The organism is Desulfobulbus alkaliphilus (assembly GCF_016918545.1).
Lineage (GTDB): Bacteria > Desulfobacterota > Desulfobulbia > Desulfobulbales > Desulfobulbaceae > Desulfobulbus > Desulfobulbus alkaliphilus.
This window is the reverse complement of sequence record NZ_JAFFQC010000023.1, coordinates 53,308-67,748: the sequence shown is the minus strand read 5'-3', so window position 1 is coordinate 67,748 and position 14,441 is coordinate 53,308. Positions and strand designations below refer to the sequence as shown.

The following is a 14,441-nucleotide window of genomic DNA, read 5'->3' as shown; positions in this document are numbered from 1 at the left end:
AACCGTTCTCATTTTTAGCGCGTTAAAGCTAAAAACCAACACCAGAAAGAAAACCATTCTCATTAGCGATGACCCCGCCGAGGCGCCGTTGGGTAAAAAATGGGGGTTTTCTTTCAGGCACTAATTAGAGCGGAACCCTTGGTGCTAAATTTCACCATCCGCCCTTCGGGGCATCCGTCCGCACGCCATCTTCATTGCCCGTAACCGTCCGATAAAGTGTACTTTAATCGAACAGCCACGAACAACGAAGCTGACGCAAGGACGAACGCTCACGGATTCAGGTGAAATCAAGTCGAAATTCTCAAGTAACGGTCCCCTGGATATGTACGCAGCACAGCTGCGAAGGCGCGGACACAATTACACTACGCCGGTAAAGGCGGAGTGTCCGCTGCAAAAAAAAGAATCAACAATAAGACCTGCAATCTCGAGGAACCCTTCATGCCGAAATCAACCTCTTCCCGCACCGCCGGCGGCGTTCTCCCTACCCTTGATCTTCAAAATATCTTCGACAACGCCCCCGTCGGTATTTTCTCCTCCACACCCGAGGGGCGTTACATTTCGGCCAATCCCGCGACAGCGAGCATGCTTGGCTACGAAAGCCCGGAGGATCTGATCGAGTCTGTTACGGATATTGCCACCCAGGTATATGCCGATCCTGCCGACAAGGAGGAATTCATGCGCCTTATGGAAGAGCAGGGCGAGGTGTGCAACCACGAGTGCCGATTTCGACGTAAAGACGGGACCGAGTTGTGGGTATCGAGAAATGTCCGCGCAGTATGGGACGAGGATGGGCGAATCGTTGCGTACCAAGGGTTCAATACGGACATTACCGAGCGTAAACGCCATGAGGAGGCCCTGCGCGAGAGCGAGAAAAAGCACCGCCTCCTCTTCGAGACCATGGCCCAGGGGGTCGTTTATGAAGCAGCCGACGGGGCCATTATTTCGGCCAACCCAGCCGCGGAACGAATTCTTGGTCTCTCTTTCGATCAGATGCGGGGCAAAACACCCATGGATCCAGGCTGGCGCATGATCAAGGAAGATGGCACAGAGGTCCCAGGCAGGGACCAACCGTGCATGGTCGCCCTGCGTACCGGCGAGACAGTCGGGCCTGTGGTTCGGGGGGTGTTTCATCCGGGCAGGAAGGCCCATGTCTGGCTGTCCATCACGGCCATCCCTCTGTTCCAACCGGGAGAGCCCAAGCCCTTTCAAGCCTATGCCACCTTCGAGGACATCACCGAGCGCAAGCAGGCGGGGGAGGCATTGATCGAAAGTGAGGCTCTGTTCCGGGGAATGTTTAAGGATCACAGCGCTGTGATGTTACTCATTGACCCCGACACGGGCCAGATTGTTGAAGCCAATCAAGCAGCCGCCCACTATTACGGATACCCTCTGGATCATATGATTCAGATGAAAATCCAGCAATTGAATGTTTTAACACCGGCAGAGATTTCTAAAAAAATGGGCAGTGCAATCAACAAGCAGGTCAACATCTTCGAGTTCCGCCACCTGCTGGCAGATGAGCAGCTGCGTGATGTCGAGGTCCACTCGACTCCGATAACAATTCAGAACCAAACACTGCTTTTCTCGATTATTCACGATATCACCGAGCGGAAACGGGCTGAAGAGGCGTTGCGGAATGAAAGGGCTGTTCTTAGATCTATCATTGACAGTATCCCCGTAATGATCACCAGATATGACCCCAATATTAAAATACTTTTTTTGAACAAAGAGTTTGAAAAAAAAATCGGCTGGAAAACTGAAGAAATCAGGGACATTAACCTGATGGAAGAAGTTTACCCGGACCCGGCCTACCGCAAGATTGTCAAGGAATACATGGAAAAAGCCGTCAGTGAATGGCGGGAGTTTTCAGTAACGGCTAAGTCGGGTGCGATTGTGTTTTCAGAATGGTCGAACACTTGCCTCGATGACGGCACCCAGATTGGTATCGGCATAGACATCACCGAGCGTAAACAGGCTGAAGCGGAGCGCGAAAAGCTCCTGGAACAGTTCCGTCAAGCCCAGAAGATGGAGTCCATCGGTCTTCTGGCTGGAGGAATAGCCCACGATTTTAACAATATGCTGGGCGTGATCCTCGGTTATTCCGAGATGGCTTTGGAGCAGGTGCCAGACGGTCACCCGATCTATAAGGCCGTGCATAAAATCCAGGAGGCGGCCCAGCGCTCCGCCGACCTGACCCGCCAGTTGCTGGCTTTTGCTCGCAAACAGCCCATTGCCCCCAGGGTGATTGATCTCAACGAGACCGTGGCCGGGATGCACAGTATGCTGCACCGGCTCATCGGCGAGGACATCGCCCTGATCTGGCTGCCCGTCGGAAACCTTTGTCCGGTCAAGATAGACCCCGCCCAGATCGATCAGATCCTGGCCAACCTGTGCGTCAATGCCCGGGATGCCATCGAGGGGCCGGGCAAGGTCACCATCGAGACCGGGATGGCGTCCTTTGACGAGGCCTGGTGCGCTGTGCACACCGGAGCGGCACCCGGCGAGTACGTACTGTTAATGGTCCGTGACAGCGGCCGCGGCATGGACCAGGAGACCATCAGCCACCTGTTCGAGCCCTTCTTCACCACCAAGGAGCAGGGCCAAGGCACCGGCCTGGGGTTGGCCTCGGTGTACGGTGCGGTCACCCAGAACAACGGCTTCATCACCGTGGACAGCGAACCCGGGCAGGGGACGATCTTCACAATCTACCTGCCGCGGTATACCGAGACCAGAGCCGAGCCTCTGCCGCAACAGGTTCCGGTTGAGGTGGCAGCGCGCGGCCACGAAACCATATTGCTGGTGGAAGACGAACCGGCGACCTTGGACATGACCTCAATCATGCTCGAGCGTCAGGGGTACACCGTTCTGGCCGCGGGCTCCCCGAAAGAGGCCATCCGCCTAGCCGGGGAATACTCCGGCCGGATCGACCTGCTCGTGACCGATGTGGTCATGCCCGGGATGAACGGCCGTGCCCTGACTGAAAACCTGCTGACCCGCCGCCCCGACATCAAATGCCTGTTCATGTCCGGTTATACCGCCGATATCATCGCCCACCACGGGGTGCTGGACCAGGATATTCGTTTCATCCAGAAACCTTTTTCATTGAAGGAGTTAGGAACGAAGCTGCGTGAGGTTATGGATGAGTGACATGCTGGTCTGCCACTGGTTTCGCATACCCCAAGGCAGCGTTCCATTGATGGCGTGCCTCCTGTCCTTGCCAATCAGGGGCCTGCACAGGTTCGGCCCCGGTGGTCCGGACCAGACAACACCAACAAGGCCTGCTTACGGGAAATTTTTGTGACCTGGTTGTCGCTTGCCCTGCTGTGCGCCTTCAGTCTTGCCGCTGCCGACGCCCTGACCAAAAAGCTGCTCGTCGGGTACAGCGCCGTTGAACTGGTCGTGGTGCGCTTCGGTGTCACCGCCGTGCTGCTGCTGCCCCTGCTTCTGGTCAATCCACCCCAGGCTATCCCGCCGCTTATGTTCTGGGTCTGGGTGGGCTCGGCCCTGCCGCTGGAAATCCTGGCCATGATCCTTTACATGACCGCCATCCGTGACAGTCCCCTGAGCCTGACCCTTCCTTATCTGGCCTTTACTCCTGTTTTCGTGGTTCTCACCGCTTTGTTGTTGTTGGGCGAGCAGGTCTCCCTGCAGGGATTTTTCGGTATCCTTCTGGTGGTGGCGGGTGCCTACGGGCTGAATGTGGAGCACGCACGAATCCGGGAGCCGCGATCCTGGCTGGCACCGATCCTTGCCATCGGTCGGGAAAAAGGTTCGCGGCTGATGCTCGGGGTGGCTTTTATCTACAGCATGACTTCGGTACTGGGCAAGGGGGCGTTGCAGTACATGCCCGCGACAACCTTCGGCCCTCTTTACTTTGTGGTTTTAGGCCTTTTTACCCTGCTGGTGTTCAGTTGGCACCAGCAGGACGCTCTGCGGGTTCTGTGGCGGCCGTCCTGGGGTCATCTTGTCATCGGCCTGCTCATGGCCATGATGGTGGTGACCCATTTTCTGGCCATCGAGCTGGTTCAGGTTGCTTACATGATCTCGGTCAAACGGACCAGTATTCTCTTTGGGATTGTGCTCGGGGCGCTCCTGTTCGCGGAAACCCGGCTTTTGCAGCATTTGCTGGCTGCCGCGCTGATGGTGGCCGGGGTGGCATTGATCGTATTGTGACCTGCCGTCACGGATTCGGGTAAGAGAGTCAGGGGAAAACAGCTGTTTCTGGATGAACACCAGGCAGCGGCAAGGATATCCGGCCGGTGGGATGCCCTCCGCTGGGCCGGGCCAACATTTACAGGCTCCCGATGATCTGCTACCATGAAAAAAAGGAAACATACCTCATGCTGCTTCTTGCCCCGAAGGGCGGCTGGTGAAGATTATTGCCACGAATTCCGGTGCAATTATACCTTTATTACAGTAAGATACACCCAAAGTAAGCGTCCGGCCGTCACGGATTCAGGATGCTGCCAGGCATGGAGAGGTTTGCCGGTCACCCGGCGAGATTCGTAAATTTTATTGATCCTTTCTTGAGACGCTGTGACAATGCATGAACCTATCCCCACCTACGAAGAACTCAAGCATCGGCTCGCCAGTGCCGAGGCAAGCCTCCAGGCCCTGCGGCAGGGGCAAAGGGAGGCGTTGACCGCTGAGCACCGTGCCCTTTTGAGACGTCTGGCCGAAGCCGAGGCACGTTCGGAACATTTCCAGCAGGTGCTGGAGGCGGTCCGTGCCGTCAACCATCTCATCATTTCCGAGGAAGACCCACTCCGCTTGATCACGGGGGCCTGTCGGCTTCTCACCGAGAAAATGGGCTACCTCAATGCCTGGATCGCCCTGTGGGATCACGAAACCGGGGAAGTTGTCGCCACGGCTGATGCAGGCTTTGGGGAAGGTTTCACAGTTCTGGGGGAACGGCTCCAGGCGGGTCAGTATCCTGACTGTGTGCGCGGTGCCTTTGACCATGGCGACCTTGTCATCGTCAAGGATCCAGTGATCGAGTGCCGGCAATGTCCCCTCGCCCCGGAATACCGGGGTCGAGCCGGTCTGAGTCGACGTCTGCACTATGACGGCAGGATCCATGGCGTGCTTTCGGTATCGGTTCCCACTGCCTACGTCCTTGACGGGATGGAGCAGGCACTCTTCAGGGAGTTGGCAACCAATCTCTCCTTTGCGCTGCACAAGATCGAGACGGACCGCATCCGCTGCGGTCACGAGGGTTTCTATACCAGCCTGTTTGAAAACAATCATGCCGTTATTCTCCTGATCGATCCCGAGGACGGTGGTATCGTCGACGCCAATCCGGCGGCTGAACGTTTCTACGGCTGGTCCCGGGAAACCCTCAAGGGTATGCACATCTCGGCAATCAACACCCTGCCCCCTGTCGAGATTCGCGACAGGATACGGGTGGCGCTCGAATCCCGGCGCAATCATTTCCACTTCACCCACCGCCGCGCCGACGGCACGGAGTGTGATGTCGAGGTGTATGCCGGCGCCATTGAGATCAAAGGGCGCGCATTACTCTATTCATTTATCCACGATATCAGCAAGCGCAAGCAGGCCGAGGAAGCATTGCGGGAAAAAACCCTGCAATTGCAGGAAGCGATCCGCGCCACCAACGTCGGGCTGTGGGACTGGGATCTCGTCACCAACAAAGTTCATTTTTCCGCGGAATGGAAACGGCAGATCGGCTACCAGGACCACGAAATCCAGGATGACTTCACCGAGTGGGAATGTCGGGTTCACCCCGATGATCTGGGGTCGACGCTGACCATGGTTCAAGATGCCATTGCGGTGGGGAACCGGGACTATCGGGTCGAGTTCCGCTTTCGTCACAAGGATGGCTCGTACCGATGGATCCTGGCCCTTGGTTCGGTGCTCACCGATGATTCCGGCAGAGCTATACGTGCCCTGGGCTCGCACATCGATATCACCGAGCGGAAATGCATGGAGCAGGCTCTGCGGGAAAGTGAAGAGCGCTACCGCCTGCTTGCCGATGTCACCATGGAAGGTATCCTGATCCATAAAGACGGGGTTGCCATTGACCTTAACGCCTCCCTGACCCGGATGTTCGGTCTTCCCCGCCACGAATTGCTCAATATAAATTTCATCACTTTTGTCCACCAGGAGGATCTACCCCTGGTACACCGTAATATGGCCAAGGAGTATGCACCTCCGTATACCATTCGAATCGTTAAACCTGATGGGGATGTCTTTTTTGCGGAGATCGAATCGCGGAACTATCGGCAGCAGGATGATCTGTGGCGGGTCAGCGCTGTCCGTGATGTTACTGCCCGTAAACACATGGAAGATGCCTTGCGTGAGAGCGAGGCCAGGAGCAAGGCCCTTTTGCAGGCCATACCGGATATGATGTTCGTCTTTGACCGTGATGGCCTCTTTCTGGATTATCATGCCTCCGATTGCTCGAATTTACTGTTGCCACCAGAACAATTCATCGGGCGCACAGTCTATGAGGTCCTGCCGCCGGATATTGCCGACTTGACCCTGGCGCATATCCGGGACATTCTTGCCAACGGCAAAACGCCGACGTATTGGTATGCCATTGAACAAGAAGGGGCCGTCAGAAACTATGAAAGTCGTATGGTGGTATGCGGGGAAAACAAATTTCTTGCCATTGTCCGTGACATCACCGAACAGCGCCAGGCGGAAGAGGAGTTGCGCCAACGGGAGAATCAGTTGCAAAGGATCTTTGAGATCCTGCCCATTGGTCTCTGGTTTGCCGACAAGGACGGCACCTTGCTGCGCGGCAATCCCAAGGGGATAGAGATTTGGGGAGCCGAGCCCAAGGTACCGCTGTCCGAGTACGGGGTGTTCAAGGCCTGGCGACTGCCAGACCGCGAGCCAGTGGAGGCCGACCAGTGGGCCCTGGCCAAAACAATCCGTACCGGCGAGACCATTGTCGATGAGCTGCTGGAAATCGAAACCTTTGACGGCAAGCGCAAGACCATCCTCAATTATACCGCCCCGGTGCTGGATGGCGATGACCGGATAGCCGGAGCCATTGTCGTCAACCTGGACATCAGTGATCGCAAAGCCCTGGAAGACCAACTGCTGCAGGCCCAGAAAATGGAGTCCATCGGTCGGCTGGCCGGTGGGGTGGCCCATGACTTCAACAATATGCTCGGGGTGATTCTCGGCTATGCGGAAATGCTGCTCGGTCAGGTGTCCGCCGGTCAGCGGATGTATAAGGCTGTGCACGGCATTCAGCAGGCGGCTCAACGTTCAGCAGACCTGACCCGACAGTTGCTGGCCTTTGCCCGCAAACAGAACGTAACACCTCAGGTGCTCGATCTCAATGAGACCGTGGCCGGCATGCTCCTCATGTTGCGGCGCCTCATCGGTGAAGATATTAAGCTCTCCTGGATGCCGGGTCGGGATTTGTGGGCAGTACGGATGGACCCCTCCCAGATCGATCAGATCCTGGCCAACCTGTGCGTCAATGCCCGGGATGCCATCGGTGGAACAACGGGTAGAGTGACCATCGAGACCGCCAACGTTGTTTTTGACCAGGCCTATTGTGCCCTGCATGCCGGTTTTGTGCCTGGAGAGTACATCCTGCTGGCGGTGAGCGATGACGGCTGCGGCATGGACAAGGAAACCTTGTCCCACTTGTTTGAACCGTTTTATACCACCAAGGAGGTCGGGCAGGGGACCGGGTTGGGATCAGCCATGGTCTATGGTATCATCCGCCAGAACAACGGTTTTATCAATGTCTATAGTGAGCCTGGTCAGGGTACGACCTTCAGGATGTACCTGCCCCGGTTTGCCGTCCAAGGCACAGACAAAACCGAGGCAGAAACCTTGAAGCCCATGGCATGCGGACAGGAGACCATCCTGCTGGTGGAAGATGAACCCATGATCCTGGAAATGGTGTCCCTGATGTTGGAAAGTCAGGGGTACACGGTCCTGGCCGCGGCCACACCGGGTGAAGCCCTCCGTCTCGCCCGTGAATATTCCGGTATCATTCATCTGCTCATGACCGATGTGATCATGCCGGAGATGAACGGCCGTGAGCTGGCCCAGAACCTGCTTACCCTGCATCCCGGACTCAAACGTCTGTTCATGTCCGGTTATACGGCCAATGTCATCGCCCATCACGGGGTGCTGGATGCAGACGTTCATTTCATCCAAAAACCTTTTTCAAATCAAGATCTTGCCGCCAAGGTGCGCATTGCGCTGGAAGATGATATCTGAGCAAATCGGCGCAAGCAATCATAGCTGCGGCTTGATGTTCGGTGAAACAAATGCAGCCGCGTGACCAGGAATCACAAGGGGCAGCCTTTTCTGGAAGGGCACTATGACCCGGTTGGGGACAGATCGGTGAAGACTGCGATTTCGGGCAGCGTCAACACCAGTTTAGCCGGGCAGTCGTTGACCGGGCAGGCCGCATCCATGAATTGCTCATAGGCCCCCTGTTTGGCCTCGCCGACGAAGAGCAGCAGCGCACAGTCCGCTGTCTGCATCAGGGAGCGGGAGGATGTCATCCTCTCACGTGGTGGCTTGGGTGAATCGTCCATGACAATAAAACCATGGTGCTGGCTGGCAAGTGAGTGGTGGTTTGGGTACAAGGCGCCGACATGGCCATCCTCTCCCGCACTGAGCAGGATGATGTCATACCGGAAACCATGTGTCGCGAGAACACGTTCGTAGTTCCTGGTGCCGCGATCGGCGAGGGCCGGTTCAAAGATGAAGGGATGGACGTTGTCCGGGTCAATGCGTTTGGCCCGCACCAGCGGGGCAATGAAATGCTCCTGCAACAATCGGTAGTTACTGTCGGGGTGCTCGATGGAAACCAGCCGTTCATCGATGATGAAGAAGTGCACCCGCTGCCAGTCAAGGTGCTCGGTCTGCATGTTCTGAAAAATCTTGGCGACACTTCTGCCTCCCGGAACCGCCAGATTGATCTGCTCCCGCTTGGTGAACAGGTCACGGATTGTTGCGATGAGGTAGTGCCCTGCTGAACGTAACAGCTGGTCTTGGTCCTTGTTTTCGATGACTGTCAGCATCTCTCTCCTGCCTTTGGTGTCCAACCAGATTTGATCGTACGTGACGATTCCTCTTTTTACCAGGCGGTGGCCAGCAGGACAAGAACACAGGCGCCGGCAATCGTCAACCCCGTCTTTTTTCCGGAAGTATCAGCTGACCTGCCCAGAACTCTCGCTTTTTTCTTGTCGAGATCAGGCTGTTCGGATTTTTTTTGCGTGGTAGGGGGGCATGGGAAGCTCTCCGGGTATGGACACAGATGCATGATGCGGTTGTAGTCAATCGAAAAAAAATTGGGATCATTGTTCAGCCTGGCAAGTAGATTCAGGCTGTTGGCAGCTTCATCACCTCCAGAGGCCCTCCGGGGGCCGGGAATCCGTTGTCCTGCGGAGAGAGGGCACCGCTTAAAAACAGGGACGGTCGACATATCTGGTGTAGAGGTAGTGACCGAACTCGTTATAGTAATTGTAGGTATCGCGGCACAGTCGAACCCGGGGTTGAGGTGGAGGCGGCGGCGATGGCCTGGTCAACTGCGACAGGGCCACGATGCTGATGACCCCGCCGGTAATGGCCAGGGGAACGATCCAGTTGTCGCGGTATGACCGGTATGGACGGTGTGGGCGGTGCTGGCACGGGTGGTGATATTGTACCGGTCCGTAATGGGTATACGGTGCGGGACCATAGGCGCGGTAGCCCCAGGGGTGATGGCTGTAGCCGACAGCGGGCCACAGTATCAAGGCAATCAGTGGAAAAATTATTTTGCGCACCATGTTTTTTTCCTCCTCTTCTCGTTTTGCTTTCGGAGCATAATAGTGTAACTATAATTATTTCCCCGCCATTGACCAGCGTCTCTTTACGAAGACAGATAGCAGTGGTGACCCGTAGATTTGCACAGGAGAGACAGTTATGCATGCAGCAAGGATCTGTTATCATCTGGCCATTGCCTGCTGGCTGGGAGGGATGGCTCTGTTCACCTTTCAGATCACTCCGGCGATTTTCTCCGCCTATTCCCGGGATGTCGCCGGCGGCATAGTGACGGTTCTCTTTCCGGGGTATTTCCGTTGGGGTCTGCTCTGTGGAGTGGTGGCCCTGATCAGCCGGTTACTGTGGAGAGCTCGTTTTACCCTTGTTTCCTCCCTGATCATTGTCATCATGCTGGGGCTGACCGCTACCCAGGCCTTTATCCTTGAACCACGGGCCGCGGAGCTGAAAAAGGCGATCCCTTCCTTTGAGACCACGGCAGCCGATGATCCCCGGCGCCTCCAGTTTACGCAACTGCATCGGATTTCCATGGTCGCAAATTTAAGCGTCATCGCCGGCGGGGTGGTACTGGTGGTGCTGGTTGGTGCACCGATGGCTCCAGTAGCTGGGCGACGATCCCTGATCGGCCGGACACCGCAGCCTTCCATCATCCTGCCGCGCTGAATGCAGGCCGATAGGTGGGTCTTTTTTCCCACCTGCATACAGGTACCCGATATCGAGGACATCGTGTATGGCTGGTCTTCAGAAATCCACAGAAACTGGCAGGTTACCCCACTCTCGTGCTATAGCAGCGCCAATACCATGGATACCCGTGACCGTGGTTTGCCTAGTTCTGCTCGGCTGCGCCGGTTAATAGATTGCCGCCGGCGCAACTGCTCCAGGCCATCATTCAGGAAATGGATCAGTTCAGGGGATCCCACCCCCAGGATGATGATATAGCCCTGATGGCGGTGAAGATACATCCGCTGGTCGACACCTGTCCCTGAACAACAGATCTCCGGTCAAGGCCACAAAATTTAAATACCCGAGTCCGGGGCACCAACCCAGACCATCCGCCGCGCTGTCCCGCGGATGTCCTCGGCCAACTCTTCAGGCTCCAGCACCTGCGCCCCATCTCCCCAGGAGAGAATCCATCGCATCAGTTCAAGCAGATGGTTCACCGTGAGAGTCAGGATCAGGGAACCGTCGGCTCGCTCCTCCATGATCTGGGAAGGGTGCCAGCGCCGCTCCCGAATATAGTCCGCCACACCCGAAGCAAAAAGAATCCGCACCACAATCTCCTCTTTTCCCCAGTACACGCCGAAATGGCTGCCGCAGAGTTTGCTGAAATCGAAATCAGCCGGTATGGCAAACCGCTCATCCAACTGCCGCACCGCCCTTATCCGCGCCAGGCTGAAGGTACGCACCGCCTGCCGCAGGTGGCAGTAGCCCACCACGTACCAGTCGCCTTCGAAGCGGACCCCGTGATACGGGTCAACCCGCCGCCGCACCGGTGTTCCGCCGGGATTTTTGTAGTCGATCTCCATGCGGATCGAGTGCCGCAGACAGGCAAAGACCGTTGCCAGCACCTCGGGCAGGATCACCGTGGCAAAGGGAGGGAACACGGTGAACCTGGCCTGGTCGCTGCCGGGTCCGGTGGCGAGCTTGTCTGGCAGGGAAGCTTCTATTTTGCTGAAAACAGAAGTGAGGCTGGCATGAATGGGGGTGTTCTCGTACTGGGCGAGCAGCTTGTCCGCCAGATAGATGGCAAACAGGTCGCTCTCGCGGATGTCCATGGCCGGCAGGCGATACTGCTCCTCGGTATAGTAATAGCCACGTTCCCTGCTGGCATAGGCCAGGGGCGCATCGAGCTGGTACCGCATGTACTCCAGGTCACGGCCGATGGTCTTGGCGCTGACCTCCCATTCGCGGGCCAGGGTAGTGCGGTTGGGAAACTTTTTCTCCCGGATTTTCCGGTCGATAAACAGCAGGCGGGCATGCTGGGGTTTGTACTTGGCCATGGGTCCCTCTTTCCTGAATCCGTGACGGCTGGATGCTCACTGATCCAGGTCTTTTTTTTTCAGTAGGACGCTATCTGTCCCACCAGCCAGAGTACTATGGGGGCAGGAAAATCACCAACCCCTTTTACAACAGGAGGACAACATGGGATATATCGTGGCGTATCTGCTGCTGGCGCTGGCTGTGGACCTGATGCTGACCATAATCAAACCGGAGAGGGAACAGCGGGCACCCGTCGTCAGTCAACGGCGATTGTGGAATGAGACAATCTGTGATTGCCGCTCGATGATGTTGCCCGATGGGACAGCCTGCTTCGGCCACAGCCGCTGGCCAACGGCCAACAATCGACAGGAGCGAAGATAAAGCGAAGCTGGTCACCGGGTGCACCTGCAGAGGTGCACCCGGTGACGTTGTCAGCGTTTCAGGTGAGGGTAAGCAGGCTGCCAGACAAAACATGAGCCTGCAGTTCCTGTCAGGTGATAACCAGCCTCGGTTCCCTGCGCTTCGGTGAATTTTTCCCGGTCTTGTATGCTGAAGCCAGAGCAAAAACCGGAGCAGGTGGGCAAGGGAATGGCGTGGATACTTTCCTTTTTTTGTCACATTGTATTCTTGAGTTGCCACCATATGGCGCTTAAAAGCGCCGACATTTTCCCTCCTCTATGAACTTCGGCCTGCTCATCATCGTGGCAGGGAAAAGAGAAGGGTCATGTTTGCGTTGAAATATATGGGGCAAGAAAGTAGAGATCTTTAGTTAAAATAGTGGAATATATTGAAACCTGTTTCGATCTGAAATGCAGATACGGTCTACAAGTGGATCAGCGAAAGGCCTGCCTGTCCACAAAATCGGTCGTCTCCGGAAATCCAAGAAAAACGAAATCGACGAGTAGGTTCGCAAGTTCGCAAGGGCGGAGCAAGTGAGACCAGCCGTGAGCATGACGGAAAAGAATAAACGATTATCCCGGTTCGGGTTTAGCTTCGAACGCGGAGGCGCTCATACTTCTCGCACCATGATGCTTGAGGAACTGGGAGCCTTATTGACCTATGTCGACCGACCCGAGGCTGACAAGTGCGATTACCTCCAGGCGATAGATGATGAGAACTGCCTGGGCAAGCGCTCCGGTAAAACCCGCGCGCTCACCTATCGACATCTCGTTGATCTTTACTCGCTTGACGCTACCTGCGGCCTTTTCCGGGCTCTTCTCTACTTTTGGAATCGCGATATCGATGGACAGCCATTGCTGGCGCTGCTCTGCACTTACGCTCGGGACCCCATTTTCCGGTCTACGGCACCGTTCATTCTGAAATTTCCAGAAGGCGCAACGATTACCCGTGAGTCTCTTGAGGAGTTTATTGACGCCCAGGAGCCAGGCCGCTTCAGCAAGGCGACGCTGAAATCAACGGCGCAAAATATCAATGCAACGTGGACCAAGTCCGGCCACCTCCATGGACGCTCCCGTAAAGTCCGCTTCCGCGCGCATCCTACCGCCGGGAGCGTCTCTTACGCTTTGCTCCTTGGTTATCTCGCAGGCAGCAGAGGGCAGGCGCTTTTTCAAACGGAATACACCAAGTTGCTCGATTGCACCTTCGACAAAGCCATTGAACTTGCCATCGATGCCTCTCGCAAAGGCTGGATCGTATTTAAACGCGTGGGTGATGTCATTGAGGTTCTCTTCCCGAACTTGATAAATCAACAAGAAATGGAGTGGCTTTGTGAGCAGAGTTAAGCGGCTGATACAGTCTTACAGCAAATACATCTCCGTTCCATGGCGCGATGATGCCGCTGCTGCCCAGCGCGTGATCTTTTGTGTCTACAACGAAACCGAGGAACGCTGGCTGCGAGCCAAAGTCGATGAATTTGAAATCGTCACGCGCCAGGCAGGTCATGAGTGGGCCATGTTCGATCTGACGGATACCTTTGCCAATTGGCTCGCCTCGCAAAGGTACGCCAAGAGCTATTTTCAGAAGCCGCATCTGCTTTCCACGCTGCTGCCGAAATACCTCGTATTCATCACCGATGAATTCGCGATCTTCCTCGAAGAGAATGAGATCGGCTCCGATTCCGTTGTGGCAATTAAAGGCGTCGGTTCGCTTTTCGGATTTCTGAAAGTGAAAGAGGTCGTCGATACGTTGGCCCCGATGGTCAAGGGACGGTTGCTGGTCTTTTTCCCGGGCAGCTATGAAAACAACAACTACAGGTTGCTGGATGGCTATGACGGGTGGAACTATCTCGCCGTACCGATCACTGCGGATAAAGATTTTTAGTCCACGAAAAACACGAAAGACACGAAAATGAATAACAAAATTTTATTTGAAAAAGAGTGCTATCAGATCCAGGGTGCTGTGTTTGAGGTGTATCGTGAGATGGGATGTGGAATTTTGGAGGCGGTGTATCAAGAATGCCTGGAGAAAGAGTTGACCAGGCGAGCCGTTCCCTTTGTGGCTCATCAGGAGCTGAAACTTCTCTACAAAGGCGAACCGTTGCAGCAGCTTTATAAGCCCGATCTGATTTGTTTTAAATCGATTATCGTCGAGTTGAAGGCACTTTCCTCAACTAGCGGGGAACATAAAGCTCAAGTTCTGAATTATCTGAAAGCCACGGGAATGCGGCTTGGCCTGCTGATCAACTTCGGTTGTTATCCAAAGGCAACAGTTGAGAGGATAGTTCTGTGAATTCTTTCGTG

The 14,441-nt window shown here is 55.6% G+C and carries 12 protein-coding genes; 9 read left to right on the top strand and 3 right to left on the bottom strand.

Annotated elements, in window-relative coordinates:
- Positions 1-438 precede the first annotated feature (438 nt).
- From JWG43_RS12565 to JWG43_RS12555, 3 genes are all read left to right on the top strand, one after another.
- On the top strand, positions 439-3,147 hold the full coding sequence (locus JWG43_RS12565; protein ID WP_205243285.1) for a hybrid sensor histidine kinase/response regulator: 2,709 nt from the start codon (positions 439-441) through the stop codon (positions 3,145-3,147).
- 150 nt (positions 3,148-3,297) lie between these two features.
- Positions 3,298-4,173 carry an EamA family transporter gene (locus JWG43_RS12560; protein ID WP_205243284.1) on the top strand — a complete coding sequence of 292 codons (876 nt, stop codon included), beginning with the start codon at positions 3,298-3,300 and terminating at the stop codon, positions 4,171-4,173.
- 369 nt (positions 4,174-4,542) lie between these two features.
- Positions 4,543-8,211 carry a PAS domain S-box protein gene (locus JWG43_RS12555; protein ID WP_205243283.1) on the top strand — a complete coding sequence of 1,223 codons (3,669 nt, stop codon included), beginning with the start codon at positions 4,543-4,545 and terminating at the stop codon, positions 8,209-8,211.
- A gap of 101 nt (positions 8,212-8,312) precedes the next feature.
- Here the strand turns inward: JWG43_RS12555 and pgl are convergent, their stop codons facing one another.
- Both pgl and JWG43_RS12545 read right to left on the bottom strand, forming a co-directional pair.
- A complete protein-coding gene (gene pgl, locus JWG43_RS12550; protein ID WP_205243282.1) occupies positions 8,313-9,023 on the bottom strand; it encodes a 6-phosphogluconolactonase in 711 nt (236 codons plus the stop codon).
- 381 nt (positions 9,024-9,404) lie between these two features.
- Positions 9,405-9,770, bottom strand: coding sequence for a hypothetical protein (locus JWG43_RS12545; RefSeq protein ID WP_205243281.1), 366 nt, complete (start codon positions 9,768-9,770; stop codon positions 9,405-9,407).
- 136 nt (positions 9,771-9,906) lie between these two features.
- Here JWG43_RS12545 and JWG43_RS12540 point away from each other — a divergent pair, with 136 nt between their 5' ends.
- Complete coding sequence (locus JWG43_RS12540) at positions 9,907-10,425, top strand: DUF4149 domain-containing protein (protein WP_205243280.1); 519 nt, start codon at positions 9,907-9,909, stop codon at positions 10,423-10,425.
- 194 nt (positions 10,426-10,619) lie between these two features.
- Positions 10,620-10,748 carry a hypothetical protein gene (locus tag JWG43_RS19940; protein ID WP_275888466.1) on the top strand — a complete coding sequence of 43 codons (129 nt, stop codon included), beginning with the start codon at positions 10,620-10,622 and terminating at the stop codon, positions 10,746-10,748.
- A 30-nt stretch (positions 10,749-10,778) separates the two neighbouring features.
- On the opposite strand, the gene JWG43_RS12535 is transcribed toward JWG43_RS19940, so the two are convergent.
- Positions 10,779-11,762 (bottom strand): helix-turn-helix transcriptional regulator, encoded by a 984-nt coding sequence (locus JWG43_RS12535; protein WP_205243279.1) that lies wholly within the window; start codon positions 11,760-11,762, stop codon positions 10,779-10,781.
- 142 nt (positions 11,763-11,904) lie between these two features.
- Here JWG43_RS12535 and JWG43_RS12530 point away from each other — a divergent pair, with 142 nt between their 5' ends.
- From JWG43_RS12530 to JWG43_RS12515, 4 genes are all read left to right on the top strand, one after another.
- Positions 11,905-12,123: a hypothetical protein gene (locus tag JWG43_RS12530; RefSeq protein ID WP_205243278.1), complete on the top strand. Its 219-nt coding sequence runs from the start codon at positions 11,905-11,907 to the stop codon at positions 12,121-12,123.
- Positions 12,124-12,692: 569 nt separating this feature from the next.
- The gene (locus tag JWG43_RS12525) at positions 12,693-13,484 is read left to right on the top strand and encodes a hypothetical protein (RefSeq protein WP_205243287.1); all 792 of its coding nucleotides are present in this window, start codon (positions 12,693-12,695) and stop codon (positions 13,482-13,484) included.
- Complete coding sequence (locus JWG43_RS12520) at positions 13,471-14,022, top strand: BREX protein BrxB domain-containing protein (RefSeq protein ID WP_205243277.1); 552 nt, start codon at positions 13,471-13,473, stop codon at positions 14,020-14,022. The genes JWG43_RS12525 and JWG43_RS12520 overlap by 14 nt, the downstream gene beginning before the upstream one ends.
- Positions 14,023-14,049: 27 nt before the next feature.
- Positions 14,050-14,430 carry a GxxExxY protein gene (locus JWG43_RS12515; protein ID WP_205243276.1) on the top strand — a complete coding sequence of 127 codons (381 nt, stop codon included), beginning with the start codon at positions 14,050-14,052 and terminating at the stop codon, positions 14,428-14,430.
- Positions 14,431-14,441: the final 11 nt, after the last annotated feature.